Consider the following 25530-nt stretch of genomic DNA (forward strand, 5'->3'; position numbering starts at 1 on the left):
AACATGAACAACGATCGACTTCCGCAATCGTGGATGCCCGTGTGTGCGCTCGACGACATTGTTCCGAATACGGGCGTCTGTGCGCTTGTCAACGGCGAGCAGGTCGCGGTGTTTCACGTCGCGCACGGTGACGGCAGCGTTTTCGCGATCGACAACTTCGATCCGGGTTCGCAGGCAGCGGTGCTCTCGCGGGGACTGGTCGGCAACCTCGGTGAGCGCATCGTGGTGGCCTCGCCGATCTACAAGCATCATTTCGATCTGCGCACCGGCGAGTGCCTCGAGGCGCCCGAGCATTCCGTCAACGCCTACCCGGTGCGCGTCGAGAGCGGTCAGGTGTGGGTTGCCGCATGAGACACGAATACGCGGGACAGACCTCGGGAGGCGCATCGCCCGGCGCGCCTTCCCGTCCGCGTCTGGTGGTGGTCGGCAACGGTATGGCCGGCATGCGCACTGTCGAGGAGCTGCTGAAGCTCGCACCGGACCTCTATGACATCACCGTATTCGGCGCCGAGCCGTACGGCAACTACAACCGCATCCTGCTGTCACCGGTGCTCGCCGGCGAGAAGCGTGTCGACGAGATCATCCTCAATACGCGTGACTGGTATACGGATAATGGTATCCGGCTGCATGCGGGTGACCCGGTGGCCGCTATTGATCGGAGGCGCCGCATCGTGCGCTCGCAAAGCGGCATTGAGGTGGGCTATGACCGGCTGCTGATCGCAACCGGCTCGAAGCCATTCCTGATTCCGGTGCCGGGTCACCAGCTGCCAGGGGTGATCGCGTTTCGCGACATCCAGGACGTCGAGACGATGCTCGCCGCAGCGCGCAGTCACCGTCACGCCGTGATCATCGGCGGTGGTCTGCTCGGGCTGGAGGCGGCGAACGGGCTCATGCGCCAGGGCATGTCGGTGACTGTTGTGCATGACACCGAAAGCCTGATGGACCGCCAGCTCGACAGGAGCGCTTCGGCCCTCCTGCTGCAAACGCTGGAGAAGAGGGGCCTGCGTTTCCTGATGAAGGCACGCACCGCCGAAATTGTCGGGCCGGAGCGAGTCACCGCGGTGCGTTTTGACGACGGCATGGAGATTCCTGCCGACCTGGTTGTCATGGCGGCCGGGGTGCGACCGAATATCGAGCTCGCGAAGCAGGCGGGCTTGCACTGCGAGCGCGCGATCGTCGTCGACGACACATTGCAGACCTACGATCCGCGTGTTTATGCCGTTGGCGAATGCGTGCAGCACCGCACGGCGACCTTCGGTCTCGTTGCGCCGATCTGGGATCAGGCGCGGGTCTGTGGCGCGCACCTGGCCCGTGCGGGCCACCGCCGTTACGTGCAGCGCGCGACCGCGACCAAGCTGAAAGTCACCGGCGTCGATCTTTATTCTGCCGGCGAATTCACCGGCGGCCCGGACAGTGAAGACCTCGTGTTGCGCGATCCGCGACGCGGCATCTACAAGCGCCTTGTGATCGAGGGTAGCCGGGTGATCGGTGCCGTCCTGTACGGCGACGTCAAGGACGGCGCCTGGTACTTCGAACTGATCCAGAACCGGACCGACATTGCGCCGTTGCGCGCCCGGCTGTTGTTCGGTAAAGCCCTGTGCGAGGCGCAGCCCGCCTGAACCGGAATCGAACGTGAGTTTTCCTATCGTCATTTCCAATCCGCCCGACGCAAGTCGTGACCCGGTCCGAACCACCTGTCCCTACTGCGGCGTCGGCTGCGGCGTACTCGCGACGCCGCGCACGGACGGCCCGCCGGACATTGCCGGCGACGAACGCCATCCGGCAAACGCCGGCCGCTTATGCGTGAAGGGCTCGGCGCTCGGCGAAACGGTCGGGCTCGATGGACGCCTGCTGCATCCGCAACTGCGCGATCCGGGCAGCGGTGAATTGCGCAACGTGTCGTGGAGCGATGCGCTCGACACGGTTGCCGGCGGCTTTCGCCGGATCATCGATCAGCACGGCCCGGATGCTGTCGCGCTGTACGTCTCGGGACAACTGCTGACCGAGGACTACTACGTCGCCAACAAGCTGATGAAGGGCTATGTCGGCAGCGCAAACATCGACACCAATTCGCGCCTGTGCATGTCGTCATCAGTTGCAGGACATAAACGTGCGTTCGGCGAAGACCTCGTGCCAGTGTGCTACGAGGACCTCGAACTCGCGGACCTGGTCGTGCTGGTCGGATCGAACACCGCGTGGTGCCATCCGATCCTGTTCCAGCGGATTGTCAGGATCAAGGAAACTCGACCCGAGATGAAGGTCGTCGTGATTGACCCGCGCTACACCGCGACCTGCGAGATGGCCGACCTGCACCTGCCGCTGAAGGCGGGCACCGATGTCCGGCTGTTCAACGGGCTGCTCAGTTTTCTCGCGGAACACGATACGACAGATGCAGGTTTCGTCGATGCGCATACGACCGGCTATGCGCAGGCGCTCGATGCTGCCTCAACTGACGTGGTGAACGGCTTCGATCTCGCGCAGTGCGCGAAGGCCTGCAAGGTCGACCGGCACGATCTGCTCGAGTTCTATCGGCTCTTCGCGCGGACCGAGCAGGTCGTAACGGTCTATTCCCAGGGCGTGAACCAGTCGACCTCCGGCACCGACAAAGTGAACAGCATCATCAATTGCCATCTGCTGACAGGCCGCATCGGCAAGCCGGGGATGGGGCCGTTCTCTTTTACCGGACAGCCGAACGCGATGGGCGGGCGTGAAGTAGGCGGCCTCGCGAACACGCTGGCGGCACATCTGGAACTCGACAATCCGCGCCATCGCGAACTCGTGCAGACTTTCTGGGGCTCGCCCGCCATCGCGGAGCGGCCGGGACTCAAGGCCGTCGAGTTGTTTGGGGCAATCGAGACAGGGCGGATCAAGGCTGTCTGGATCATGGGCACGAACCCGGTTGTGAGCCTGCCCGATGGCGATCAGGCGAAGCGCGCGCTCGCGCGCTGCGAGCTCGTCGTCAGCTCCGACATTGTTGAAAGTACGGACACCAATGCGTTTGCCCACGTTCTGCTGCCGGCGCTCGGCTGGGGCGAGAAAGACGGCACGGTCACCAACTCCGAGCGCAGGATTTCGCGCCAGCGGGCGTTCCTGCCGGCACCGGGCGAAGCACGCGCGGACTGGCGGATCATCTGCCACGTCGCACAGCGCATGGGGTATGCCGGCTTTGATTTTTCGGCTCCGCATGAAATTTTTGATGAGCATGCGCGGCTGAGTACTTACAGTAACGACGCTGGCAGCAGTGGCAAGACCACTGACAGCGACGGGAAAACAGGCAATGAGCACATCGAAGGCGATGTGCCGCGTGTGTTCAATTTGGGCGGGCTCGTCGCGCTTGGCCGCGAGCGTTACGACGCGCTGCAGCCCATCCAGTGGCCGGTACTCGCGGCGAACGGCTCAGAGCAGTGCGGTACCGCGCGTCTCTTCGGTGATCGCCGCTATGCGCACGCAGACGGCAAGGCGCGTTTCGTCGCGACCCCGCCGCGCGCACCGGTCCACGCACCGGACGGCGAGTATCCGCTCACGCTGAATACCGGCCGGGTGCGCGACCAATGGCACACGATGACCCGCACGGGCAAGTCGGAGAAACTCGCCGGCCACGTTACGGAGGCATTCGTCGATCTGCATCCGCAGGACGCGCTGTCGTGCGGCGTGCGGGAAGGAGAACTCGCGCGCGTGTCGAGCCGTTGGGGCACGATGGTCGCACGTGTGCAGCATGGCGGTGGCATATCGCGAGGCAGCGTGTTCGTACCGATCCACTGGAACGATCAGGTGGCGTCCGACGCGCGGGTCGGCGCGGTGGTGAATCCCGAGGTCGATCCGGTCTCCGGGGAGCCCGAGTTCAAACATACGCCGGTTCGCGTCGACAGGTTCGACGTCGCCTGGCACGGCTTCTCGTTGAGCCGTCACGCCCCGTTGCTGGACGGCATGACCTACTGGACGCGTGTCCACGGCACGCAGTTCGTGCGCTACGAACTCGCGGGGCGCAAGCCGCTCACCGATCACAATGGCTGGGCGCAAGCACTGTTCGGCATCGACGATCCGTACGCCGACTGGCTGGAGTACGAGGACAGGACGGCGGGCGTCTATCGCGCCGTGCATCTGGTCGACGAGCGTATCGAGAGCTGCATCTTCGTATCGGCGCGCCCCGAGTTGCCGTTGCCGTCGCGTACGTGGCTCGCGGGCCTGTTCGGGAAGGGCAGGCTCGACGAGGAGGACCGTGCTGGTCTGCTGGTCGGGCAGCCGATTGGCAAGGGTGTCGATACGGGGCCCACGATCTGCTCGTGTTTCGGTGTGGGACGCAAGACGATCTGCACGGCGATCCGTGAGCAAGGGCTAAAGACCGCGGCGGAAATCACCGCGTGCCTGAAGGCCGGCGGCAACTGCGGGTCCTGCGTGCCGGAGCTGAAGAAGCTGCTGGTCGACACCGAACTGGAAAGGCTGAGCACAGCCTGAAGGAGACTGAAGTTACATGATGAAGCGACTAAAAACGATGATGGCCACGATCAAGCACGGCGATGATCTCCTGGGTCACAATGGCGACGGCGAGATCACGTCGTCAGTTCCTGCGGACGTCAGGGAGACACACCTGCGACATACAGCGCACCTTCGCTCCTCGCATCTGAGCGAACGAGGGCGACATGAACGTATACGGCACCGCGCCCGCGACCTGGGCACGTGGTAAGCGTACCCCGGCACGCTATTTTCGCATCATCCCCGATTGCGTTGAAGCGGGCACGTATCGGCACCAGGTGAATTATGGTGAAAAGATCGTGCTGATCGCTTCGAGCTTCTCAGTTGGATCGATAGTCGATCCTTGACCGCGCGCAGGGGCTTTGAGTTCAGGCAAATGGTTTGATCCATGGGAACACTGCGGTTTCCTTATTAAGATCCGTGCGAAGCCTTCACGCCCGTCCAATCCTGCCATGCGAGCAGACACGCCTCCAGTCTCGTGCGATAGCATGTTCATCCGGTGGTGTGGCAAGGCGAAGTGCTGAAACGCGAAGTGCTGAAACGCATATTCAATCCCGTCAAAATGTGAGCGAACGTTCGCAAGTCCTTAGCCCTCTCAGCTAAATTCCTTGACCTCTTCGTCCGGCGACGCCGCGGGGTTTCGCCTCTTTGGGAAAGGAAAGGTTCGATGCCCACTCTCACCCGGGCTTGCGGCGTATCGCTCTTTACACCCAACGGTCATGCCCACCAGACGCTTCTTCCGCTTTTATGCAACTCTTGTCCAAGAGCTGTAGTTGCCTGCTAAGTCGTGAGTTCGGAAACCGAATATCTCAAAGTGCGGGGCTTCAGGGAATGGTGCGAGCCGCCTGTCAGGACGATGGTCCCCCCTTTTGTGGAACCGACGATGTGGGCAAGCGCCGACGTCATCAACCTTCCGTTCCTCCTTGATTGACTAAGAACGCTTCATCTGGAACTTGAGTAAGCCCTCCTGAAGCCCTGGCAAACGTCTGAGCGGGTATTCTGCGCCGTCATTCGATATCGCGAAGGCACCGTCTCATTCTTACCTCGGGTACGTTCCTTGCACGAAGAAAATCGAAACGTAATTTCGGGGAGACCCTCATGATGAGACTCGTTGGCTATGTTCTCTTGGCTTTGGGCGCCGCCGTCGCTGGAAACGCGGAGGCTGCTGGTTGCGCGAAGGGTGCCGTCGTTGGAGGCGTTGCCGGGCACGTTGCGGGAAAGCATGGCGCGGCAGGGGCGGCCGCTGGATGTGCCATTGGGCACCATGAGGCCGGCAAGAAGGCAAAGGCGGCAAGTCAGGCGGCTGCGGCGAGCGGGGCCTCCGCAAAATAGCGGTTGTTAATTGAAGGTTCCCCGCTCGTGCTCAAGCCGACGCAAATTAACTAACGCGGGATATCGACACTCACGGGCGCAGTTACGCCTCGCCAGTGCGCCCCGTGGCGTAGCGTCCTATCCCGCCCCTGGCGCGCTATACCGCTGGCGCCGGACGCTACAGGTGTTCTTGCCTGCTTGTTTGCACGTGCGATTTATCCCGGCTCGTCCTCGTCGACTTCTTCGCCATCTTCGGACTTAATCCGCGTGGCTCCGCCCGTCGCCGGAGGGCCGCTGGCGCGGAAGGTGCCCTCAACGGCCCCTCATCGATATCGCTCTCGGACTTTTCACTCGCAGGGTTCTGTTCCTTCGGGTTGGTGGCCATGTTGGATTCCGGTTGGGCAGGAATGATTTGGTGCGAGCAAGGAGTATTCCGCGGTTCCCTCTCTCCTGCCGCGACGTGCTGCCGAAGCGGCCGGCCCACAGCCCCACGGGCAAACGGCACTGTCCCTTTTGCTGTGGTGTGACGCGGTCAGTCACCGTACGTTCCGAGATTTCAAGGGCCAGACAAAGGGAGCTGCAACGCGTCCGCGATGACCAGTGGGAGGAACCGGGGACGCACGGCGGCCATGCACAATTCTCCAGGACGAATGGAGGCGTCGCAGTCCGTGGTCGTGGCACGCGCATTGCGCATCTCGCGTACCTAACATGGCATGCCTTGCACGATGTCCACGGTGCTGCTCGTCGATGACGATTTGGAGAGTCTCTGGTCTTTCCAGCTTGCGCTGGAAAGTAAAGGACATCGTGTCGTTCTTGCAGATAGCGCCCGAGATGCACTGAGGAAACTCGCTCACGAGCCCGCAAACGTCATCATCACCGACCTGGAGAGGCCTGAGATAGATGGCGCGGAACTTTGCAGACGGGTACGGTGCTGGCCCGCATTCACCCAGGTGCCGATTGTCCTGATGTCGGCGGCACCTGAACCAACCGTTGGGCCGCGGTGCTGGTCAATGTATTTCCGCAAGCCGGCGGACCTGTCTTCGCTGATGCGAGCGGTTGAATCATTCGTAGCGGAGCGCCTGACCATGGCATCCACCACACTCGCCTGCTCAGGCCCGGCGGCCTCGCGTTGGCAACCAGTTGACCATCGCTGCTGGCCATAGCCGACCACGTTGCGCGTCCACGGTTCGATGCCAATGGCAGCAGCAACGGCTGGCTTGCTGGGCCCATGTTAAGGCACATCGCCAGGTTTTCCAGCGAAGCCTTTATCTTGCTGTCGCAACATGCGAGTTGACTTCAAGTGGTGGAGCCTCGTCGTCGAATGGTGGCTGTGACACAAAGCTTCGAACCACATTCGGTCGGAAAACGAGGCAGTAGGTCGAGCCGCCGTACTGAAAATATCCGAGCTCATCGCCTTTTTCAACTCGCTGACCAGGGAGCGCCTCGATGACGCATGACGACACATCCGCCATGCCGACAAAGATGCAGCCGACGAGTCCAACTTGCGAGTCGTCGCAGTCGATGACAATAACCGCTCGTGTTGCGACCGCCGTGGTATAGCCCTGCGAATCGTTGAGTCCGCCCGGGTCGATGCCTTCCGACTCCGCGCCAGAGTAGTAGCTGCCGTCGACGTGATATGCCCTCACAATCCTGCCGCTGACAGGTGCGTGCCAGCGGTGATAGTTGAATGCGCTGAGGAATGCCTGATATACGCTCCCACCGACGAATTTCACTGCCAGCTCGCGTTGGCCGGCAGTGAATATCTCCTGCAGCGAATAGGGCTGGGACTTAATCCAGAATTGGTCGTGAAGCTTAACGTCATGCTGGATGTTGTAAGGGGATGCCTCACATGCGGTGACTATCACCTTGCTGTTATCGGGCTCGGCGACCGGGCGGATGCCATAACGAAAGTTTCGTGTGAAAAAGCTGTTCCACGACGAATATCCCCAGTAAGGCTTATCCGGGTCGCAGATAAACTGTGACATGTCGAGCTGTTTCTGCGCTTCGGGAGAAAACCAACCTTTTGGAGCCGAGGTGTTCAGGTGCGTGCGCGAGTGAGGGCCGCTCAGAAATCCACACCAGACGTTAAGCACACGCTTGAGCTGGGCGTTGAGTGCAGGGTCACGAAACAACGCATAGCCGGATGGCATGCACATTGGCCAGTCAAGCACTGCGTTCAACGGGCAGTGAATCAAACTCGCTTCGCTGAAGCGCGGGGAGTAGGTCATCAGATAGTCGACGATATCCATTAACTCACCGATGGTGGAATAGCCAAGCTCATACCCCGCTGTGATAGCGTCACCAATGGCGCGGGTCAGATCCATGCGAAGGACCGGGTCGCCGTTGATTAGCGCCGCCAGGTCCGCCACAGCACTCATCCGTGGGACCAACCCGGTACGCTCCTGAGCTTGCTTCGAAAGGTCTTTCCTGAACGCCACCAATTCGTCTTCTTTGCGAGGCAGCCATCCGCCAAGACGGCGGCGCTCCTCAATAGGATTTGTCCGGTCATCATCCATTCGCCGCTCCTTTTGTGTCTCCGACACGGAAACTGTCAGCAAGATGCCTGCCCGGAAGTATATTGAGGAGGATTTGCTTGGCCCCAAGGTGAAATAGGCAATCGGTCCAATCCAGGCGCTCTTGAGAAGACTGGGCGGTTCGAACTGAGCGCAAGCGGAATATGCGCGTCCCCGGTAACAGGACAGTGAGATATCTTCATCGGTCTAATGCGCTGCTCTTCCGGATGATGCTTATTTCGCCGTTGCGTTCAAGAATCGCGCTTTGCACCGTGTCCAGTGCATCGGTGCCCAGTTCTTTCCGGACTGTCTCCAGGACGTCGGTTCGGGAAACAAGCGCCGCTAACATTTGTCGTTCGTTGAAATTCCCGTCTCGATATAGCTGTCGCTCCACACCTCCTACCAGCAACTCCAGCGCGCGCGAGCGGACGCAAGCCCACGCCAGGGTGCGATGCATGAGCACGATAACCAGTGAAGCGAAAAAGGTCGGTGCAGCTGGCGAAGCGCCGACGATAGCGCGGCTCAATGTTGCGCCAAGCAGAATGGCAACAACGTAATCGAACGGTGAACGCTGACCGAAGGAACGTCGCCCCGATATACGAATCAAAGCGAGTGCGGCAAAAAACGTCACTCCTGCGCGCATCCCCATTTGCAATGCAGAGAGGTTCTTCCCCTCCCCGAACAATGCGATGAGTGTTTGCATGGATGTCTCCTTTTCTCCTCTGAGCTGCTTTGCCGTGCGTGTCCGAGTCACTGGGCGGCGCAAGAATGTGCGGGGTTACCAGGGGGCTGTTACTGGTTGCCGCCTACCGTCGCGCTTTGCCGATGTAACCTGGCAAGCCCGCAGCCGCTTTGCTCCTTGCAAGCTTGAACGCCTGGCGTTCAACGGAAACGAATTCGTCGTCTGTCCTGGGGTACGGTAGATAGGTGCGAAACAGGTCCGCCCACCTGAATTCTTCCAGTGGCACAGTGGTTTTTTCGTATCCACCTGCGTCGCGAACCGAAGCCGCAAGGCTGCGATATTCATCGTCAGCTAACTCCCACACGTGGTATGGCATATCAGTGAAGCTTTTGCGTTGACCTTTGGCGTCGTAAGGGTAGGTCCAGCGACGGTTCTCCATCGACAGCCAGAATTCCTGGTACGGCAGCGATGAAAAATCGGCCACGAGCACCGCCGGCATTGCTTTTATCCCAACGTGCCACAACGCAGTTGCGACATGATGATGGTCAATCGCAAAAGGTGAACCGCCGGGGCCAATGACCAGCGGGACGGGCTTTTCCGCAATCGCCATGTTCAGGTCATGACCGGACAGCGACTGGTAGAACTGAGTCTTTTGACGTATCTCTCGCAGTCCATGCGTCAACTGAGTTGGGCGAAGGTCCTTGATGATTGCTGTTTTCAATGCTCCTCCTCGGCGAACAACGGAAGTGTTCGCCCATGATAGACGGCGAAGTTCATCGTTAGCGGATGCCACTCACTGCGTCAGGCCTTCCCTCCAATACCCGGCCGTCCGGGCATCGCAGTGAACTCGCCGCATCGCACGTCGCTGTTCGCAGCGCCGTCACAATTCGATGACCGAAAAAATCGTCACCGGCGACCTTTGCGAGATTGGAGAGGCGCGCATACTTCATTCCTGGCTGCTATTCACCCGAAAGCGAAACCCTATGAGCACGACAGGACATCGGCGAGGTCGTCCAGCGATAGTGGTTTAGTGAGGTGAAAGTCAAATACCCGTTCGTCGTTCTGAAAGCTGGTGGGATCATTGACATAGCCTGTTAGAGCAACCAGCCTGGTCAAGGAGCACTGCGCGCGCAGGCGCAGCAACTGTGCGAGTTCAAGGCCATCCATGCCGGGCATCGTGATATCAATGAGGGCAATCTCGGGCATAAATGACTCCACTATCGACAGCGCGTCTGGTCCATTCGTCGCTCGCTTTACTTCATGCCCTTCGAGTTCGAGGACCGTGCCCAACGCCTCTATCGCGTCCGCGTTGTCGTCGACGAGGAGGATGCGCCTCGGTGTCATTGCATGCGGCATTGACTTTGTCGACTCGTCTACGGTTTCACAGACAATGGGTAGTCGTATCGTTACCTCCGTCCCTTGGCCTTCGCCGGCGCTCGCTATGGTAACTGTGCCATTGTGTGCCGCCACCAGATGCTTCACGAGGGCCAGTCCAATTCCGAGGCCGCCCTCTGCTCGCGTTCGCGCCGAGGCAGACTGGGCAAACATCTCGAAAACGTGCGGCAGGAGCGACGCCGAAATGCCCGTGCCGTTGTCCTTCACTTTGATGATCGCATGCCGGGACGATGAGTCGTGTGTCGACTCGATGCTGAGATCAGGTGCCTCCACCGTCAGGGTGATGTCGCCGCCAGCTGGCGTGTATTTCACCGCGTTCGACAGCAGGTTTGCCACAACTTGTGTGAGGCGCGCCGGGTCGGCGTGGACGGTCACCGGCTGCGGCGGCACCTTGAGATGCAATTGATGCTCACCATTATTGATGTTTGCCTTCATCGCCGTCACCGCGTCTGCGACGATATCCTGGAGTAACCCGTACGAAGGACGGAGAGAAAGTTTGCCGTGCCTTATCCGGGACGCGTCGAGCAGGTCACCTACGAGTCGTTTCAGTATCCGCAACTGCCTGTCAGCAATGCCCAACGCAGACATTACGCCGGGATTGTCTGTCGCGAGTTTTCGCGCGGCAGTCATGGCACTGTCAATGGGCCCAAGGGGGGTGCGCAGTTCGTGACTCAGCAACGCAATGAAGTCGTCCTTGCGAGCTTCCGCCAATGCCAGCGCATTTCTTACTGCCTCTGCTTCTGCCGCCCTGGCTTCAGCGTCCGCTTTTGCGCGTGTCATCGTGAGCGCCGCGCAGGTGAAGTTGGCGAGGCTGGTCAGGATTCTGAGGTCCTCCGAATCAAAGAGATAGTCCCTGTCGTGAGACATCACCCATAGCGTGCCCCACGGCGTAGGTTCACCAGGTATCGGGACGACCAGTTCTTCGATAACCTCCGGGACCACATCCCGCAGACATGCGAAATGACGCTGTGGAAACGAGAACAGTTGCCCGGCTTCCAGTTCGAGCGTAATGCCACTCGGACTGTCTGCAACCGGCGTTACGGTGTTCAGGGCCGTAACGTTTTCGCCCGACACTGCCACCCAGCGAAACACTGGGCAGCCGTCGGTATTCCGTTCCAGTAAGCCGATGCCTGCGCTGCCGCCCTCGCAGAGATGAAGCGCCATATCCGAAAGCGTCTGCAGCATCGCACTGTGTGAGGTCGTCAGTGCGTGTGCCAGACGATGCATCGATTCGTTTTCAGTTGCAAAATCGGGTGGACGATGTGCGCGCGAGCGAAGCACCGCTGTGACCAACGTACCCGCGCGTAACGCGTGTTCTGCTGCGGGTGGCGCAGCCGCTCCAATCATATGGCCTCCTGGAGGTAGTTCCTGTCATAGGTATGCGAAATAACTACCCAGTTGAATTGTAGTCGGTGCGTTCAGGCGTCGCGGCACAATGGCTATAGCAGCAGCACTGACACCGGCCATATCGACGAGGCAAGTATGGCGCAGATATTGCTGCCATAGCTTGTTAACCTTATGTCCGGCTGGAAATGTGAAAATCCTGCGACAATACTTCTCGTGGACGATGACCCTAAAATTCTGCGTCCGCTTCAAATGCTGGTCGAATTTGAGGGCTATCGCGTGGTGACGGCTTCTGACGGCGCAGCCGCACTCGTTGTCGCTGCTGCCCAATGTCCAGACGTTATCGTGACCGACTGGATGATGCCCCGCATTGACGGCATTGAGCTGTGCCGCCGGCTAAAGAGCGACTGTGCAACGGTTGACACACCAGTGGTCATGCTGTCGGCCGCGTTGCCGCCGCAGCAGACGGAACGACTTTGGGACGTATTCCTGTTAAAGCCGACTCCCGTAAACGGGCTGTTACACGCGATTCGTTCCCGTCGGGAACGCGCACAGTCAGGCGCGTATATCCGTGTTCCGCTGGAATGATGGGGCGGCGTCCGGAAGTGTCCCGGCGACTTCATCAAGGCAGTTCCCTGGCGCCACGTCGGATGTCAGAACCTTACCGCAGATTAGCGGTCTTCTCTTCGGCATTAGTTTCTCGACGACATTCTGCTGTAACCCATTCTTTAACGTCCTCCCGTACCGGAGATGAGCATGCGCGGCCTCGCAATTGACGTCCGCTTTGAAGGTAGGCATCTGCTTCTAGACCTGTCCGAAGGAAGGCCGGTCCGAATCCCGCTTAACTGGCTTCCTGTTCTGAAGGCCGCGACGCAGGAGGAGCGCGAACGCTTCGCCATCTCAATGGACCGGCAGCAATTGTTCTGGCCTGAAATCGATGAAGACGTGAACGTCGCAGCATTGCTTGCTTTCATGTCCAACACTGCACGCCGCTAGCGCTTGGGGTGACATGGGACTTCTGCGACAGTGAGCGGTCATCCTGTCCAAGGGTCTACCCACGTGTACACAGGCCAGACTGCAGCGAGGCTGACCATTTGCCCTGCACCCGTGCGCGAGTTACGCACAGCCTAGTGAACATATTATGTGGATAACTCGTGCAATGCGAAACTGCGCTGAATAAGTCTCCATCGCGTACCGACCGCCGGGCACCGGTACCCGAGCTTTCCGTTTGACGTCGGTTACTCGTCCGTTCTTGAACGCGGCGCTGCTGCGACCTATCTTTAAGGTGCCCTTTTAAGCAGTCAATTATGAACCGCGCTGCGGTGGACGTGCATTTCGACAGTAGGTACCTATTTCTCGACATGTCCACGGGGCCCTCTGTTCAGTTTCCGCTGGACTGGTTCCCCCGTGTTGAAAGCAGCCACGGCAGCCGAGCGCGAACACTTCGCCATCTCTCTAGACCATGAGCAAATATTCTGACCGGAGATTGACGAAGACGTAAATGTCCCGGCGTTCCTTTTATACCGGCCCGAGAACGCGGGTCGCTAATGTTTTACTATCGGGCGTCTCTCTGCCTGGAACCGCTGCCCGGCGTTGCCTTGTCGGTCGCGAAGTCCCTTTTGTCGACAGCAGTTCCACGGTCGTCATAAAACCGAAAGTGGAGGTGAAGCTGCCGTTCGATTATCTGAAGGCATTGAACGTGTCTGCGACGTGACCGATAGCGTCGCTATTGCACTGCTTACTTCAATTTTGGAAGCAACCATGGCTACCGGTACAGTGAAGTGGTTTAACGATTCGAAGGGCTTTGGCTTCATCACGCCGGACGGTGGAGGTGAAGACCTGTTTGCTCACTTTGCTGAAATCAAATCGGGAGGCTTCAAGTCGCTTCAGGAGGGGCAAAAGGTGAGCTTCGAGGTCAAGCAGGGACCAAAGGGCAAGCAGGCCGCGAACATCCAGCCTCTGTAAGTAAAGGATGCCCGGTTGCGCTCGGTCTTTTTAGCGCGCGACACTGCCTGCTGATTCCCGTCTGCGATATGACAAACAGTGTGGCGATGATGAGTAACACGAACCGTCCAGAAACTGGCGTCTCGTGCCATGATTGGGCTGGCATGTACGGTTCTCACGGCGGCAATTGGAGTCGTATGTTCCCGGGGAAACCGTCACGCCGCTCAAACTGATGCGTTGTGCGTGTGCGGTCCGCGGTATGGTGTCATTGACTGAGCGATTGCAACTAGCCTTCGGAGGCGTCTTCTCGCGTCAACTACTGCCACGAACGTGTTAGGTTCTTCGGGCTCACTTGCTGGCGCACGAACAACCAGCGCGGTATCGTGGCTTCAGGTCGCCATGGACCGGCACCGTGATGGTGCTGGGGACATGCGGTGACGCATATTCAGTCCGGCTGGGTTTTTCCAGTTCTCACTCATCATTGGTCGACTCACCATCGGCATATTTTTCGACGGCGACGATGAACGTTCATGGTCCTTCTGGCGACGCCCCTTAGTTGCCAGGTTGTTTCGTGGTTAGTGCCGAATTACGATTGATTCAAATCGTTTAATCAGTTTCCCCTGACCAGTTAATCATGGCTTTTGCCGTATTCATCTTTCTGACGCGCCGCGCGACCATCATTTAAGGCGTTTTGCGGCGTTGTTTGGCAAATTCTGGGGCGTCCAATATAATGAATTGGATTGGTATTGAAGTGGGGCTCGAGCTGCGCGGACGAAAGACGGTGCTAACAGTCTCGGTCACAACAGAAAAACTGTGAGAGAACGACAATGACCATCAGGCGAAGGAGTCGCTGTACTGCTGATATTGAGCGTTGCAGGGTGATGTATGTCGTCGAACTGGCAAGAGGCGGTTCCCATATTGCCAGTACATTGACCGAAGCCACATTGCAGACGGCCGTTGCCGAAGTGGTGAATGAGTTCCTGCAGCAGCATGGAAAGGAAAGACTATCCGTCTTTCGGGAACTGCTCGCAGACCGCCTTGACGAGCGCCAGCGTCCTGAAGCCGCGTCAGCGGTAAGACGCTTCGGTATGGCGGATAACCGGGCGAGCGAGGAACGCCATTCGCTCCAGGACGAGCGCCGTGCGCTAAGGCACACGCTCCCTGCCAAACCGAAGGCGGTTGCGAAGACGCGAGATACGTAACGGGCGCGTAACTTCATATCCCTTTTGCTTGCAAAAGGTCGGCCGGCGCAACCAGACCGCGAACGGCAGAATTTCACCAGCGGTTAACCGCGAAGGACTGCCATCAACCCAACTGACTGCGGCGTTTGGGCTCCGCCAATACGCGGACGCGCATCTACTGGGAAGGCCCACGGAGGGTATCAGGCACGGAGAATGCGCGTGCAGGGGGACTGCCTTGCGGGGAAAGCAATGAGCCGAATACTCCTGGTGGATAACGAGCCAGACGTTATCGACGCGCTGCGCATTTTCCTGGAGTCGGAAGGCCATCACACAGTGACCGCCCTGGACGGGCTGGAAGCCTTCGAGATAGCGGCTGGACGCCAGCAGACGTCGTTGTAACGGACTGGAAGATGCCGCATATCGACGGACTCGCCCTGTGCAGGATGTTGCGGCATAGCAATCCCGCCGCCGACCTGCCGGTCATTCTCATGTCAGGCGACCTGCCACCTGCAGACGCAAGGTCCACCTTGTACGACGGATTTCTTCGCAAGCCGGTTTCACTGGAGGAATTGTCGGCGCTCATCGGGCGCCTGCTGGCAGCCCGCCATTAGCCGGCGGTGTTTTGTCGCTCTCTACGGCAAAACGTGGTCCAGGCGGCCGACGCTATCACGACCGTGGACAACGACGCGTCCTGACTGGATGTCGTCAAAAGTGATTTTCGCAACTCGTTCCCTGTTGTCGTTCGACAGGGAACAACAAGGCTAGCTGACGCGCAGACATGAGCGGAAGCAAACTGGTCGTTGCCTCCGATGCATCCCACGAAGCCACAGTACGTTTGCGAGGTCGTTAAGCGACATCTGCGGATGAGATGCTGAAACGAACCGGCATCCGTCTCTCGCCGAAGTTGAAAATCCTATCCCGGAACTATTATTGCGTGGATGGCTGGTTGACTCACAAAGCTGTGCCTCGAGCCCGGCCTAGGCGCGGACTGGGCAGGCATGTCGACGGTGGTAGGTGCGAATTTTCCAAGGTAATAGTAAGCAACCCAAATCAAGCTGTCCCCGGACCGGCTCGCGCCCCCCATAATTACCGGACTGATATGCTAGGTATCACTTGGCGTTAACCCCGGTTTTGATGACCATGGCTTTCGCCCAGAATGCCAGTGAAACATGGATATCCCAATAGATGGGCTGTAGCGGCATGGTCCGCCGTAGCAGTCGCGTGATGGCGCCTGAATGCCGACGGTGTCCACGCCCCTGGAGCCAAGGCACACGAGATACCGTTTATGAAGGCAGTCGTCGCAACGATTCATCGAGGCTATCAACTCACGGCCAGCGCATGTCCTGTGCACGGCGGTCTCCATGCTGCGGACCTTGTCATCAAAAAGCCCGGCCGTTCGCCAGAATCTTTTTCTGCGCTCGATTACTTCTTCGACGACCAGCAGGCGTTGAAATATGCGACCCACTGGGGACGCATCGGGGTCGAGATGAAGACCTGAGCGCTGCTTCAGGTTCAAGCATCACGAATATGGACAGGCAACCAACGGAGATCTCCATGCGCGATGTCCCACGCGTCGAACCGTCGTCGTACCTCCTTGCCCGGCAGACGCTGCGCTTTCTCGCACGCGACGCCAGCAACCCCAGTACGGCTCTTGTTTATTGGCAGGGCGTCCCGGAACGATCGCGCGAACCCTGCTTTTTCGACGCCATGCAAAAGTTCGGTCCGCTGTTGCAGCTGGTTCTGCCCGACGAACGCCCCGGTATCTTCGTGAAACGCGATGCCATTCACGCGGTTCACGACTGCGGGGTTGTGAAACGACTCGTTTTCAAGGACTGGTCCTCGCTCGATGTTCGATACGCCGGACCGTGCAGTGACCTCTGCGGCGAATGAATGACGCGTCACACCCGTGCGGTCGTCAGCAGACTGGAAGGGTTCATCCACTCATACAAGCATGCGCTTGTTGACTTTGTTGAGGCACGGCCCACCAGCGCCGGGGATGCCTGCTCACCAACGTGTCTCATCATTCGCGATGACGCATACGACGTGAGCAGAACGCGCCAGGCCATCGGTACGCAAACACGGCGGGCGCAGGGTATCCGGAACGAAGCAGGCGCGCTCGTTCTCTACCGCCATCCATACGCTCCAACGATTTATGCCGAGGGTTGAACCATGCAGAGGAAAAAAACGCTGTCACACGAAATGCACGCCCTTGAACGGGTCGCCGGTGCCACGCGAGAGGTCTTTGCGGCTTCGACAGCGCTGGAAGCAAACTTCGGACAGGATGGAGTTTGGCAACCGTCCACATTTGCGCTCGCCAGATTCGCCGCTGCAATGCAGGGACTGAAAGACGCGCGTGTGGCGTTCGACTCGTTAGTGTCACTAAGCACAGAGCCGCGTTGCTGGTTGACCGCACCCAGTAGCGGGCAGGTTACCGCGTATCGTGCCGCACCCCTTACCGAACGAAGCCGTATTGAGAAGTGGCGGCGAAGCCTGGGAGATGGGGCTGATTTGATATGTCGCCATCAGGGCCTTAAAACATCTATCGCCAGCTCCGCGAGGTTCCTCGCCGGAAAGCATGGCATTTGCTCCACTATCGCGACAATGCGCATTCGGCGCATAGTCACCTCTCTCAGTTCTAGCTTGCCCTCGGAAGCACTAGAACCCTTGAGCCGACACGAGTCGGCTTTTTTTTCGGCGAGCCGACCCGCATCGCGCGAACGTCTTCGGGAAGTGGACTTCCGGACGGCGGCCGACTCCGCCGCTACCGCAATATTCGCGACGTACGGGAAGTACTGATACACGCGTCAACTGAGCACCACGATAAGCGCAGGAATTCAATGGAGATTCGCGTGGGCGATGTGCCTTTATCGAACCCGCCGCATACCTTGCCGCAGCGCGATACCGCTCACAACGCGCACCGTTGCCCGGCCATGAGCGGCCGCTTTCAAGGATAGGTCCCATCGCTCAAGGCTCGATATGCGAGGCTGAATTTACGCAGACAAAAGCCGGATGAATAATCCGGACGTTCGTACTGTTTTTAATAACTTGAACGGTTAACAAAACCGGCCCAACGTTGTTAAACTCACCATTGCAAAAAAGTAGAGATGCTTAATAATATTATATTACTTAAACGGGGTTGTGCTGCGAACGTGTCAGAGCTTGTTTCGTAATAGGGATATTCGAATGGATGTGCTTGTTGTTGAAGATAATGAAGCGGTTGCTGAAAGTTTGACCTTTTTACTGGATTGCTATAATCACCGCGCTACGGCGGCACATGATGGAGAGGCTGCGCTCCGGGTACTTCGCGCGCAGCCTTTCCAACTGGTCCTTCTCGACGAAAATCTCCCCGGTCTCAAGGGCAGCGCTGTCGCGCGGTCGATTATCGACATGCGGGTCTTTGACCGGCCCTTCATTGTTCCCATGACAGGAGACAGCGACGGCAGCCTGGAATCTCCGCAGCTTTTTATGTCTGTCTGCACAAGCCGTTTTCCCTGGAAGCGCTGATGAAGGTCATTGAAGGTGCTCGCGGTAGTGGCGCTGCACGGCGCGCTATTGGCCGCCTGAACTCGCAATTCCTCGGTTGTCCGTTCGGCTACGGTGCAACCCGATTTCTGCCCCTTTTAACCTGCGAGCAGTGCTCCTTCGCGATTTTCCTGCTCCTTTGGCCGTGCCGGGGCGAAGTCCTCAACTGGCTGCCAGGGATGCGAGTCATTACCTGTAATGCAGGACCGTTGGCTGCCGCTTACGATGCTCCGCCAGCGGTGCATTGCAACAGACGTTTATGCAACATCGCTCGACACGCTCATAGAAGCGGCGTGCAAATAGAAACTGGGAGACATTTTAAAGAGATGAACAGACATATCCAGTCGATTGGTCACCTCGAACGCAGCGTCGAGGACAGTCGCCTTCGACGCGCGCTGGCCGCACGCCTGGATAAGGCGTTTAAACGGTCCGGCGTCAGTTCGGCTCAGGTGGCCAGGCGGTTAAACCTGAGCGAGGCCGACGTGCAATACTGGCGACAGGGCATCACGGTGCCTCCGCTCAACGTTTGTGCCCGTCTTGCTGATATCCTCAGCCTTGACGTTCATTGGCTTTGCACCGGGCAACCATAGGACACCAGGTCTGCATCTTCTGCTCCCGCACGGTAGTCCCTCGGTTATGCGTAGCACCTGTAGGTTTGGATAGTCATCCATTGAAAGGCCAAGGTCAAGAGACAAGCACGCGCCTCTCAGGCCTGTCCCTGCTTATGTGAAGCAATTTCAACCACGTCTTCACGTCGAAGCGCATGAGTGCGCATCCGATTTTTCTATCATCTGGTTGCAGCGCTGGTCTGTACCAGTCATCCATCGGGATCAAGGCGAGGGCCGGGACTTTGGCGTTCGCCCCTGGCTCATGTAGAGCCCCAGAAAACCATCGGTACCAGACCGGTGTCCACGGGAGTATTCACGAAGTTCGGCATACCGCGTCAGCAGCGCCAACCTTATTTCGGCTCATGGTCTGGGCGTCCCGGCATTCGTCAACGGAAGGTGGCAGGAGTGCGTGGCCCAATCACTTGCCTGGATTTACGCCAACAAATTTACCGGGCTCACGATCTCCTGCCGGATCTAACCGAAACATTTTGTGACCTCAAAGGGTTTGCCGTCACGTAGCATGTAGAAGGCGGCACGCGCGAGTTTGTGCGCGAGCGCCTTCATCGCCACGACAGGCATGCGCCGGGCTCTTTTGCGCTCATAGAAGCGTTTGGCCTGCGGACAGCTGCGCATTGCGATGGCGGCAGCCTCGATGAAAGCCCACGAGAGATACTTGTTGCCGTTCTTTGCGTTGCCTTCACCCTTCTTCTTGCCGTTCGAGATCCGCTTGCTCTCGACGCACCGGCAGTAGGAGCTGAAGTGGCCAACACTGGCAAAGCGGGAAATTGTGCCCGTTTCCAGCATGATGGTAGTCGCAAGGGTGTCACCGATGCCTGGCGCGGTCTTGAGGATCGCGAACTCGGGCCGCAGTTTGACCGTGCGATGTAGAACGGTTTCGATTGCGTGGATCTGGGCCTGCAGCGTGCGCAGGACCGTGAGGTTCGCCATCAACGCACACTCGGTATGCGGCGGCAAACAAAGTGCGCTTACGGCGGTCCTATCGAGGTGGCGAACCTGTTGTGCGTTGAGTCGCAGGTTCAACTGCCGGGCCAGGATGTTCTCGATGCTGAGCCTGTTGAGCGTGCTTTGCTGCACGAGCTGCATGCGCTTGCGGGCGAGATCACGCAAGCCTCGCTCCTCTGGTGGGTAGATGTATCCTTCTGGCAATAGTCCAAGGCGGAAGATATGCGCGAGAAACACGGCGTCGCGTTCGTCGCCCGCATACTTCAGGCCCTCGTACTGTTTGATGGCAGAGGTATTTGCGAGATGCACGGCAAAGCCGGCGGCCATCAGGCCATCGACGAGCCAGTACCAGTTATAGGTCCTATAGAAATATTTCTATAGCACGTATTATGGACGCCCCGGGATTATGCATGGTTTGTTATTAAGCGGATTGGATTGCGCGGCGTAAGTGCCAATGTGAACTGCAGTGCAAACCACGCCGCGCGACCCATCCGGATGCGCGAGCCTCACAGCCTTCGCGGACCGCACGGGCTCTTTTGGACGTGCATAATCACAGCCCATCGAGAAACTGCAGCAGGCGGTCGGTCGGCCGGTAGCGGCGCTGCTTGCTCTGGGGCGCCTGGAGTGCACTCAGGGCTCTTTCCTTCATGGCCAGGTCTGCTTCTATGTACATGTGCGTAGTCGCTGGATTCTCGTGACCCAGCCACAGCGCGATGACTGTCAGGTCAACGCCAGCCTGGAGCAGATGCATGGCAGTCGCGTGCCGAACCAGGTGGGGTGAGATGCGTCGGGCATTGAACCCTGAGCAACGAGTTGCCGCTGCCTGGTACGCGAGGTTAAGTCGGTCGGTAACTCCGGTGCGCGTCATCGGTCCGCCGGAGCGATTTGGAAAGAGCCGCTGTTCAGGTGAGGCACCAATCTGCCGCAGCCAGAGCCGGATCTGGCTGGCGGTGCTGCGCCAAAGCGGGACCGCACGTTCCTTGCGACCCTTGCCGTGAAGACGTACCGAAGGGCTTCTATCCAGTTCGACGTCGCCCACGCGTATGCCGATGAGTTCGGACACCCGGGCGCCGGTGTTATAGAGGGTTGCCAACATTACGCGATCGCGCTGGCCGCACCACGTGTTGGGGTCGGGTGCATCGAGCAATGCACATATTTCGTCTCGTGAGAGAAAGCGGACTAGCGGGCGTTCGTAGCGTTTCGTTGGGATCGCAAGAACCTGTTGAATCGTGCGAAGCGACTCCGGGGCTCGGAACGCTGCGTAGTGCAGAAACGAGCGAATGGCGGCAAGTCGAAGGTTGCGGCTGCGGATGCTGTTGTGGCGCCCCACTTCGAGGTGGTTAAGGAACTCAAGGATCAGCGGTGCGTCAAGATCGCTGAGTGCCACGCGCTCAGGTGGTCGGTGCAGCCGCTGTTCGACAAATTGGAGAAGCAGCCGCATGGTATCGCGGTAAGCTGCCACAGTTCGCGGGCTGGCGTTACGTTGCTGCATCAGGTGCTCCAGAAAGAACTGCTGAATCAACTGCGCAAACGTTGGGGATGAATGCAGTTCAGGCATGGCGGCCTCCTTGGGTGAAGCGCTCGAAGCGATCGCCAGCAATGGCCATCAGCTCAGGAATTCCCGTCACATACCAGAACGTGTCGGTGACCTGGGTGTGTCCGACATAGGTGGAGAGCACAAGCATCGAGTTGTCGACATTGATTCCCTCCTGGTACCAGCCGATCAGACGGCGGCAGATAAAGCTGTGCCTCAGGTCGTGGATGCGTGGGTGCGGGTGACCTCCTCGAGCCCGCCATCCGAGCTGTGCGCGAAGACAGGCGAAGGCGTATTCGATCTGGCGATAGTTCATCGGTCTGCCGCTGTCCGACACAAAGAACGCGTCGGTCGTTGACGCGCGTAACCTTTTATCGCGATCACACGCATAGGCACGGAGGGCCTCGGTGGTGGTCGGATGTAGAGGAACCAGACGCGATTTGCGAAACTTGCTCTGCCGGATCGTGAGTAGACCACGTTCGAGGTCTACGTCCAGGCGCCGAAGAGCCAACGCCTCCGATATACGCAAACCGGTAGCGGCGAGCAGACCGAAGACGGTTTCACAGGTAACTGGACGCAGGCCACCGGCGGGCGGAAGTTGGCGCGCAGTAACCAATAACGCCTCGATCTCCTGCTCCGAATAGATATGCGGGGTTAGCCGTCGGTATCCCGGTCCACAAAGTCCGGGCGGAGCAATTTCGGTGGCGGGATCAAATTGCAGACGATACTTGGCGAATGGGCTCAAGATCTTCAATCGGCCCGCCCTCGTGATGGCGGTGGTGCGGGTCGATGAACTGGCCCAACGTAAAGCGAGTTCCTCCGTGATCGGACCGCGATGACCGACCTGATCGGCGAAGCGAGCGAAGCACAGCAGCCGCCTCGCGTCACTCTCCAGGGCAAAGCCGAGTCGCCGCCGGTATTCGAGGTAGTCCTCGACCAGGGAGACCATGGTGGTGGCGGGCTTCATGTGAGTCTCCCCGGCTAGGGCAAGGCGACGGCGGTGAGCCTGGGCAGATCGACTTTGACATAGATGGTCGTCGTATTGACGCTGCGGTGGCGCAACAGATCGGCGATATCTTTGAGACTTGCCCCTCCTCTAAGCAACCTTGATGCAGCGGAATGGCGTAGCACATGGGTCCCGGTCCACCGGTGAGCCAGGCCACATCGAGCGTAGGCGCAGCGTACGGCGTTACGCACCAGGCTCGGTCCCACTGGCTCATCGCGCGGAGCGCGGTGCCGCACGAACAGGGCGCGGCTATCTGTCCTGGGGCGGCCGAAACGCAGGTAGTCCACGATCGCACGTCCCGTCTGCGCAGGCAACGGCAGGAGTGTTGTGCGCTTTGCCTTCGCTTTGGCAATCCGCAGCGTGCCTTCTCGCCAGTCCAGGTCATCGAGCTGGATAGACGCCACCTCGCTCGCCCGCAAGCCCAGGTCTACCAGACAGCGGGCCATCGCGTAGTCGCGTCGGCCGGTTGGACACGTACGATCGAAGGCATTCACGAAGCCCTTGAGTTCGGAATCGGTAAGGGAATCCGGTAACGCCGCGAGGCGCCAGTGGGCGACTCTGGGGACTGCGGCAGTCAGGGCTTCAGTAGGTTGCCCTTGCAAACGCCGGAAACGCAAATAGCTACGCAGACAGTCGCCAATAATTCCGGCCGTTCGGGGCTGACAGCCTGTGGCACGATCAATGACGAATCGACATATGTCATCTGGTTTAAGACATTCAAGCGCAATCGGTCCCCAGCCAAACTGGGCAAGCAGGAAATCACGGACGTAGTGCAGGCGGTAGAGACGCGTTGCCGGAGCCAGCCCGCGTACATCCTTGAGATACGTGTCAAAGCGCCGAAGCTCTTCACTTACAACCTCAGAAATCAGCATCGATTTCGGCGGAAGGATTCCCTCCGAGCGCAGCATGCGAAGCAGATGACGGAGCGCGCGGCGAAGGTTTGCGGGGGTGCGAGGACTTGGCTTGCAGCAATGGCACACGGGAAGGTGCACCGTAAGAAAGCGATGCAGCACCGGCTCATCGATGCGATCGAGATCAATGTGCTGCGCAGTCAACCACCGTCCGAAGTGGGACGCGCATTGCAGATAGTTCTCGATAGTAATACTTGCGTATCCGCGATGCCTCAAGTATCTGGCATAAGCTCCGACAACTGGTTCGAGTACGCCGTTCCGTGCGCGATTGCGTGCGACGACTTCAGAAACGTCTTGCGTGATCATGGTTGCTCTCCTCAGAGATGGCGGTGAAGCCATCTGAGAAGAGCACGATCCGTTATGCCAAGTCTATCGTTGCTGAGGCGCTACCCGGAGTCCCAAAAATTCGGGCGATCGCACCTGGGAACGACAGACAAACCATGCATAATCCCGGGGCGTTCATAATAGGTTGATTCCACCACGACCCCTTGCAGGTCCTCGTGGAATGGCGCGAGGACCGCGATGATTGATGACAGGTCGTTAGCCAGTCGCTTGCAGTAAAGCACCCGGTCCTGATCGTCGATCACGGCGACTACGGCGTTGTTCGAGTGCAGATCGATGCCGCTATACTTCATTTCAGCCTCCTGAACGGGTCGGTTGAGCTTGGCATCTCAACTGTAGACCCTGGCCGCCCCTTCTTTGGGCGGCCAGGAGGCCTTTCAATGATTATCACTTGCCAGCTCGGCGTCGGGTCATGCGACGACAACCACAGCGGGTATCTCACGACCATCTCGTCGTATTCGGAGTGGCACCTGGATACGGAGCCAGCTGATTTTGCATCTGTTGATGAAGATTGCTGGGCCCCGCAGCGGGAAACAGGCCGAGCCGTATACGGCAACCGATATTAACTGGCCGACGACCGGGCAGCATTTAATGCGCCCGTGGCACGTGGGTCACCCATGGTCCGAAGACAGCTTCGGACAACGCGTTGACGCGCGCTGCGACTGATACTGGCCAACTCCAACGATGTTTCAAGCGACACGTTTCGTTACATACAAACACGCCGTAAATTTGCCCGCTCGATACAGTGGAATCGAGACGAACGAGGTCGAAAGATGCGTAGGAAGTTGGTTGACGAATGCGATGCCGCCGCTCGCCGTTCGCCTGGGCAGCAAGGAAAAATGAAAACTATCCTCCTTGTGGACGACGAAGCCGGCGTCGTGAACGCCTGGAGACGCATCCTGCGATTGGAAGGCTGCCGAGTCGTGACCGCCAGCAACGGTTATGCTGGGTTTGTCATCGCCAGGGAGGAAAGGCCCGACCTCATCATCACAGACCGGTCGGTGCCAATAATGGATGGCGTTGAGTTTTGCCGGCAACTTAAGCTGGAGAGCGAGCTTGTCCGGATTCCTCTCATTCTCACTAGCGCTGCCCCCCTGAAGCACGACGATACAGAACTGTGTGATGAGTTTTGGCAGAAACCCGTGGCCATCGAGACCGTACGGGCATCGCTAGTGCGTTTTTTTGAGCTCTTCTGCCTGACGAATCGAGGATGCGCAGCCTGGATGTCTGAACGCTCGCTCCAGTGGGCACACCGGGCAGTTCTTTGGCTGGAGTACTCGAAAAGGAGCAGACGGCCGCAAAAGATAAATTTGAAATTCGAAGACGGGTTTCATCCCGAAGTAACAGATGCAATCATCCAGAACATTCGGGTATGCCATCTCGGAGAGACCACCGAAATTGCATCGAAGCTGTCATGGCTCGCGAGCGACGATACTGCCTTTGCGACCGGTACAGACTTCTCGCCCATCAGTGGACTGCCCATCCGTTCAGCGAGCATTACGTTCACCGAAAGAATTGTTGTGCAGGATAGAGAGCATTCATGCAGAACCTAATGATAGGCTAACACGCTGGCGGAAACAAGGCGGGCAACTGTGATGTCCACGCGACAGTGACTTTGCGGCGCCAGCCGCAGTGGTGACGACGACAGTATGGCAGAAGCCACGACCTCGCGGAAGGCCGTAACTCTTAAGTGCATCGCGGGTGCTGCAAGGGAAGCGCACCCAGCGCGGTATGGGTGCTGGTTGGCTTGAGGAGGGCCGAAGTGTGCCGAGTCGTGAACACCGGAAGCGCTGCTCAAAGC

General features: G+C 58.8%; 24 protein-coding genes and 2 pseudogenes. 17 read left to right on the plus strand and 9 right to left on the minus strand.

The genetic code is table 11. The features are described 5' to 3' along the window. Positions 1 to 3: 3 nt before the first annotated feature. From nirD to BFE01S_RS46475, 6 genes are all read left to right on the plus strand, one after another. Positions 4 to 351, plus strand: coding sequence for a nitrite reductase small subunit NirD (gene nirD, locus BFE01S_RS04420; RefSeq protein ID WP_028224535.1), 348 nt, complete (start codon positions 4 to 6; stop codon positions 349 to 351). Further along, positions 348 to 1619: an NAD(P)/FAD-dependent oxidoreductase gene (locus tag BFE01S_RS37330; RefSeq protein ID WP_051743426.1), complete on the plus strand. Its 1272-nt coding sequence runs from the start codon at positions 348 to 350 to the stop codon at positions 1617 to 1619. The genes nirD and BFE01S_RS37330 overlap by 4 nt, the downstream gene beginning before the upstream one ends. A 13-nt stretch (positions 1620 to 1632) precedes the next feature. Continuing rightward, positions 1633 to 4455, plus strand: coding sequence for a nitrate reductase (locus tag BFE01S_RS04430; protein WP_042337213.1), 2823 nt, complete (start codon positions 1633 to 1635; stop codon positions 4453 to 4455). 185 nt (positions 4456 to 4640) lie between these two features. After that, positions 4641 to 4820, plus strand: coding sequence for a hypothetical protein (locus BFE01S_RS43910; RefSeq protein WP_030101817.1), 180 nt, complete (start codon positions 4641 to 4643; stop codon positions 4818 to 4820). A 751-nt stretch (positions 4821 to 5571) separates the two neighbouring features. Continuing rightward, positions 5572 to 5805 carry a hypothetical protein gene (locus tag BFE01S_RS45565; protein WP_156966905.1) on the plus strand — a complete coding sequence of 78 codons (234 nt, stop codon included), beginning with the start codon at positions 5572 to 5574 and terminating at the stop codon, positions 5803 to 5805. A gap of 704 nt (positions 5806 to 6509) precedes the next feature. Continuing rightward, positions 6510 to 6947: a response regulator gene (locus tag BFE01S_RS46475; RefSeq protein ID WP_081923027.1), complete on the plus strand. Its 438-nt coding sequence runs from the start codon at positions 6510 to 6512 to the stop codon at positions 6945 to 6947. 102 nt (positions 6948 to 7049) lie between these two features. Here the strand turns inward: BFE01S_RS46475 and BFE01S_RS04435 are convergent, their stop codons facing one another. The 4 genes from BFE01S_RS04435 to BFE01S_RS04450 form a co-directional block, all read right to left on the minus strand. Beyond that, the gene (locus tag BFE01S_RS04435; RefSeq protein ID WP_028224536.1) at positions 7050 to 8300 is read right to left on the minus strand and encodes a phosphatidylserine decarboxylase family protein; all 1251 of its coding nucleotides are present in this window, start codon (positions 8298 to 8300) and stop codon (positions 7050 to 7052) included. Between the two features lie 196 nt (positions 8301 to 8496). Further along, positions 8497 to 9000: a DUF421 domain-containing protein gene (locus tag BFE01S_RS04440; RefSeq protein ID WP_028224537.1), complete on the minus strand. Its 504-nt coding sequence runs from the start codon at positions 8998 to 9000 to the stop codon at positions 8497 to 8499. Positions 9001 to 9103: 103 nt separating this feature from the next. Next, on the minus strand, positions 9104 to 9700 hold the full coding sequence (locus BFE01S_RS04445; RefSeq protein WP_028224538.1) for a ParB-like protein: 597 nt from the start codon (positions 9698 to 9700) through the stop codon (positions 9104 to 9106). A 260-nt stretch (positions 9701 to 9960) separates the two neighbouring features. Then, a complete protein-coding gene (locus BFE01S_RS04450) occupies positions 9961 to 11721 on the minus strand; it encodes a hybrid sensor histidine kinase/response regulator (RefSeq protein ID WP_028224539.1) in 1761 nt (586 codons plus the stop codon). Positions 11722 to 11934: 213 nt separating this feature from the next. Here BFE01S_RS04450 and BFE01S_RS37335 point away from each other — a divergent pair, with 213 nt between their 5' ends. The 10 genes from BFE01S_RS37335 to BFE01S_RS45570 all read left to right on the plus strand — a co-directional run bounded on the left by BFE01S_RS37335 (position 11935) and on the right by BFE01S_RS45570 (position 18955). Beyond that, the gene (locus BFE01S_RS37335; protein ID WP_051743427.1) at positions 11935 to 12306 is read left to right on the plus strand and encodes a response regulator; all 372 of its coding nucleotides are present in this window, start codon (positions 11935 to 11937) and stop codon (positions 12304 to 12306) included. 168 nt (positions 12307 to 12474) lie between these two features. Continuing rightward, entirely contained in the window at positions 12475 to 12714 is a 240-nt protein-coding gene (locus tag BFE01S_RS04460; protein ID WP_028224540.1) for a DUF2442 domain-containing protein, read from the plus strand. 765 nt (positions 12715 to 13479) lie between these two features. After that, positions 13480 to 13683 (plus strand): cold-shock protein, encoded by a 204-nt coding sequence (locus BFE01S_RS04465; protein ID WP_028224541.1) that lies wholly within the window; start codon positions 13480 to 13482, stop codon positions 13681 to 13683. A gap of 860 nt (positions 13684 to 14543) precedes the next feature. After that, positions 14544 to 14864 (plus strand): hypothetical protein, encoded by a 321-nt coding sequence (locus BFE01S_RS45305; RefSeq protein WP_063607667.1) that lies wholly within the window; start codon positions 14544 to 14546, stop codon positions 14862 to 14864. A 228-nt stretch (positions 14865 to 15092) separates the two neighbouring features. Next, positions 15093 to 15242, plus strand: a complete 150-nt coding sequence (locus BFE01S_RS42560) for a response regulator transcription factor (RefSeq protein WP_156966907.1) — start codon at positions 15093 to 15095, stop codon at positions 15240 to 15242. An 11-nt stretch (positions 15243 to 15253) separates the two neighbouring features. Further along, the gene (locus tag BFE01S_RS42565; RefSeq protein ID WP_051743429.1) at positions 15254 to 15454 is read left to right on the plus strand and encodes a response regulator; all 201 of its coding nucleotides are present in this window, start codon (positions 15254 to 15256) and stop codon (positions 15452 to 15454) included. Positions 15455 to 16128: 674 nt separating this feature from the next. Continuing rightward, a complete protein-coding gene (locus tag BFE01S_RS04480) occupies positions 16129 to 16341 on the plus strand; it encodes a hypothetical protein (protein ID WP_028224542.1) in 213 nt (70 codons plus the stop codon). 56 nt (positions 16342 to 16397) lie between these two features. Beyond that, positions 16398 to 16733 (plus strand): hypothetical protein, encoded by a 336-nt coding sequence (locus BFE01S_RS04485; protein WP_028224543.1) that lies wholly within the window; start codon positions 16398 to 16400, stop codon positions 16731 to 16733. Between the two features lie 1293 nt (positions 16734 to 18026). Next, the gene (locus tag BFE01S_RS37350) at positions 18027 to 18347 is read left to right on the plus strand and encodes a response regulator (RefSeq protein WP_063607668.1); all 321 of its coding nucleotides are present in this window, start codon (positions 18027 to 18029) and stop codon (positions 18345 to 18347) included. Then, positions 18347 to 18955 (plus strand): helix-turn-helix domain-containing protein, encoded by a 609-nt coding sequence (locus tag BFE01S_RS45570; RefSeq protein WP_245621028.1) that lies wholly within the window; start codon positions 18347 to 18349, stop codon positions 18953 to 18955. Before BFE01S_RS37350 ends, BFE01S_RS45570 begins: the two co-directional genes overlap by 1 nt. Positions 18956 to 19447: 492 nt before the next feature. On the opposite strand, the pseudogene BFE01S_RS37355 reads toward BFE01S_RS45570, so the two are convergent. From BFE01S_RS37355 to BFE01S_RS04515, 5 genes and pseudogenes are all read right to left on the minus strand, one after another. Continuing rightward, positions 19448 to 20296: pseudogene (locus tag BFE01S_RS37355) on the minus strand (IS110 family RNA-guided transposase); the annotation flags it as partial. Positions 20297 to 20486: 190 nt separating this feature from the next. After that, positions 20487 to 21494 (minus strand): site-specific integrase, encoded by a 1008-nt coding sequence (locus BFE01S_RS04500; RefSeq protein WP_028224544.1) that lies wholly within the window; start codon positions 21492 to 21494, stop codon positions 20487 to 20489. Continuing rightward, positions 21487 to 22437, minus strand: coding sequence for a tyrosine-type recombinase/integrase (locus tag BFE01S_RS04505; protein ID WP_028224545.1), 951 nt, complete (start codon positions 22435 to 22437; stop codon positions 21487 to 21489). The genes BFE01S_RS04500 and BFE01S_RS04505 overlap by 8 nt, the downstream gene beginning before the upstream one ends. A 14-nt stretch (positions 22438 to 22451) precedes the next feature. Continuing rightward, entirely contained in the window at positions 22452 to 23693 is a 1242-nt protein-coding gene (locus BFE01S_RS04510) for a site-specific integrase (RefSeq protein ID WP_028224546.1), read from the minus strand. A 158-nt stretch (positions 23694 to 23851) separates the two neighbouring features. Beyond that, positions 23852 to 24022, minus strand: a pseudogene (locus BFE01S_RS04515) (IS110 family transposase); the annotation flags it as partial. A gap of 546 nt (positions 24023 to 24568) precedes the next feature. On the opposite strand from BFE01S_RS04515, the gene BFE01S_RS41725 reads away from it, so the two are divergent. Next, positions 24569 to 25282 carry a response regulator gene (locus BFE01S_RS41725; RefSeq protein ID WP_051743431.1) on the plus strand — a complete coding sequence of 238 codons (714 nt, stop codon included), beginning with the start codon at positions 24569 to 24571 and terminating at the stop codon, positions 25280 to 25282. Positions 25283 to 25530 lie beyond the last annotated feature (248 nt).

The sequence above is a fragment of the Paraburkholderia ferrariae NBRC 106233 genome, assembly GCF_000685035.1.
GTDB lineage: Bacteria > Pseudomonadota > Gammaproteobacteria > Burkholderiales > Burkholderiaceae > Paraburkholderia > Paraburkholderia ferrariae.

Coding starts and splice junctions, on each gene's coding strand:
- nirD (WP_028224535.1), top strand. CDS start 4: ATGAACAACGATCGACTTCCGCAATCGTGGATGCCCGTGTGTGCGCTC.
- BFE01S_RS37330 (WP_051743426.1), top strand. CDS start 348: ATGAGACACGAATACGCGGGACAGACCTCGGGAGGCGCATCGCCCGGC.
- BFE01S_RS43910 (WP_030101817.1), top strand. CDS start 4,641: ATGAACGTATACGGCACCGCGCCCGCGACCTGGGCACGTGGTAAGCGT.
- BFE01S_RS45565 (WP_156966905.1), top strand. CDS start 5,572: ATGATGAGACTCGTTGGCTATGTTCTCTTGGCTTTGGGCGCCGCCGTC.
- BFE01S_RS46475 (WP_081923027.1), top strand. CDS start 6,510: ATGTCCACGGTGCTGCTCGTCGATGACGATTTGGAGAGTCTCTGGTCT.
- BFE01S_RS04435 (WP_028224536.1), bottom strand. CDS start 8,300: ATGGATGATGACCGGACAAATCCTATTGAGGAGCGCCGCCGTCTTGGC.
- BFE01S_RS04440 (WP_028224537.1), bottom strand. CDS start 9,000: ATGCAAACACTCATCGCATTGTTCGGGGAGGGGAAGAACCTCTCTGCA.
- BFE01S_RS04450 (WP_028224539.1), bottom strand. CDS start 11,721: ATGATTGGAGCGGCTGCGCCACCCGCAGCAGAACACGCGTTACGCGCG.
- BFE01S_RS04460 (WP_028224540.1), top strand. CDS start 12,475: ATGCGCGGCCTCGCAATTGACGTCCGCTTTGAAGGTAGGCATCTGCTT.
- BFE01S_RS04465 (WP_028224541.1), top strand. CDS start 13,480: ATGGCTACCGGTACAGTGAAGTGGTTTAACGATTCGAAGGGCTTTGGC.
- BFE01S_RS45305 (WP_063607667.1), top strand. CDS start 14,544: ATGTATGTCGTCGAACTGGCAAGAGGCGGTTCCCATATTGCCAGTACA.
- BFE01S_RS42560 (WP_156966907.1), top strand. CDS start 15,093: ATGAGCCGAATACTCCTGGTGGATAACGAGCCAGACGTTATCGACGCG.
- BFE01S_RS42565 (WP_051743429.1), top strand. CDS start 15,254: ATGCCGCATATCGACGGACTCGCCCTGTGCAGGATGTTGCGGCATAGC.
- BFE01S_RS04480 (WP_028224542.1), top strand. CDS start 16,129: ATGAAGGCAGTCGTCGCAACGATTCATCGAGGCTATCAACTCACGGCC.
- BFE01S_RS04485 (WP_028224543.1), top strand. CDS start 16,398: ATGCGCGATGTCCCACGCGTCGAACCGTCGTCGTACCTCCTTGCCCGG.
- BFE01S_RS37350 (WP_063607668.1), top strand. CDS start 18,027: ATGGATGTGCTTGTTGTTGAAGATAATGAAGCGGTTGCTGAAAGTTTG.
- BFE01S_RS45570 (WP_245621028.1), top strand. CDS start 18,347: ATGAAGGTCATTGAAGGTGCTCGCGGTAGTGGCGCTGCACGGCGCGCT.
- BFE01S_RS04500 (WP_028224544.1), bottom strand. CDS start 21,494: ATGCCTGAACTGCATTCATCCCCAACGTTTGCGCAGTTGATTCAGCAG.
- BFE01S_RS04505 (WP_028224545.1), bottom strand. CDS start 22,437: ATGAAGCCCGCCACCACCATGGTCTCCCTGGTCGAGGACTACCTCGAA.
- BFE01S_RS04510 (WP_028224546.1), bottom strand. CDS start 23,693: ATGATCACGCAAGACGTTTCTGAAGTCGTCGCACGCAATCGCGCACGG.
- BFE01S_RS41725 (WP_051743431.1), top strand. CDS start 24,569: ATGAAAACTATCCTCCTTGTGGACGACGAAGCCGGCGTCGTGAACGCC.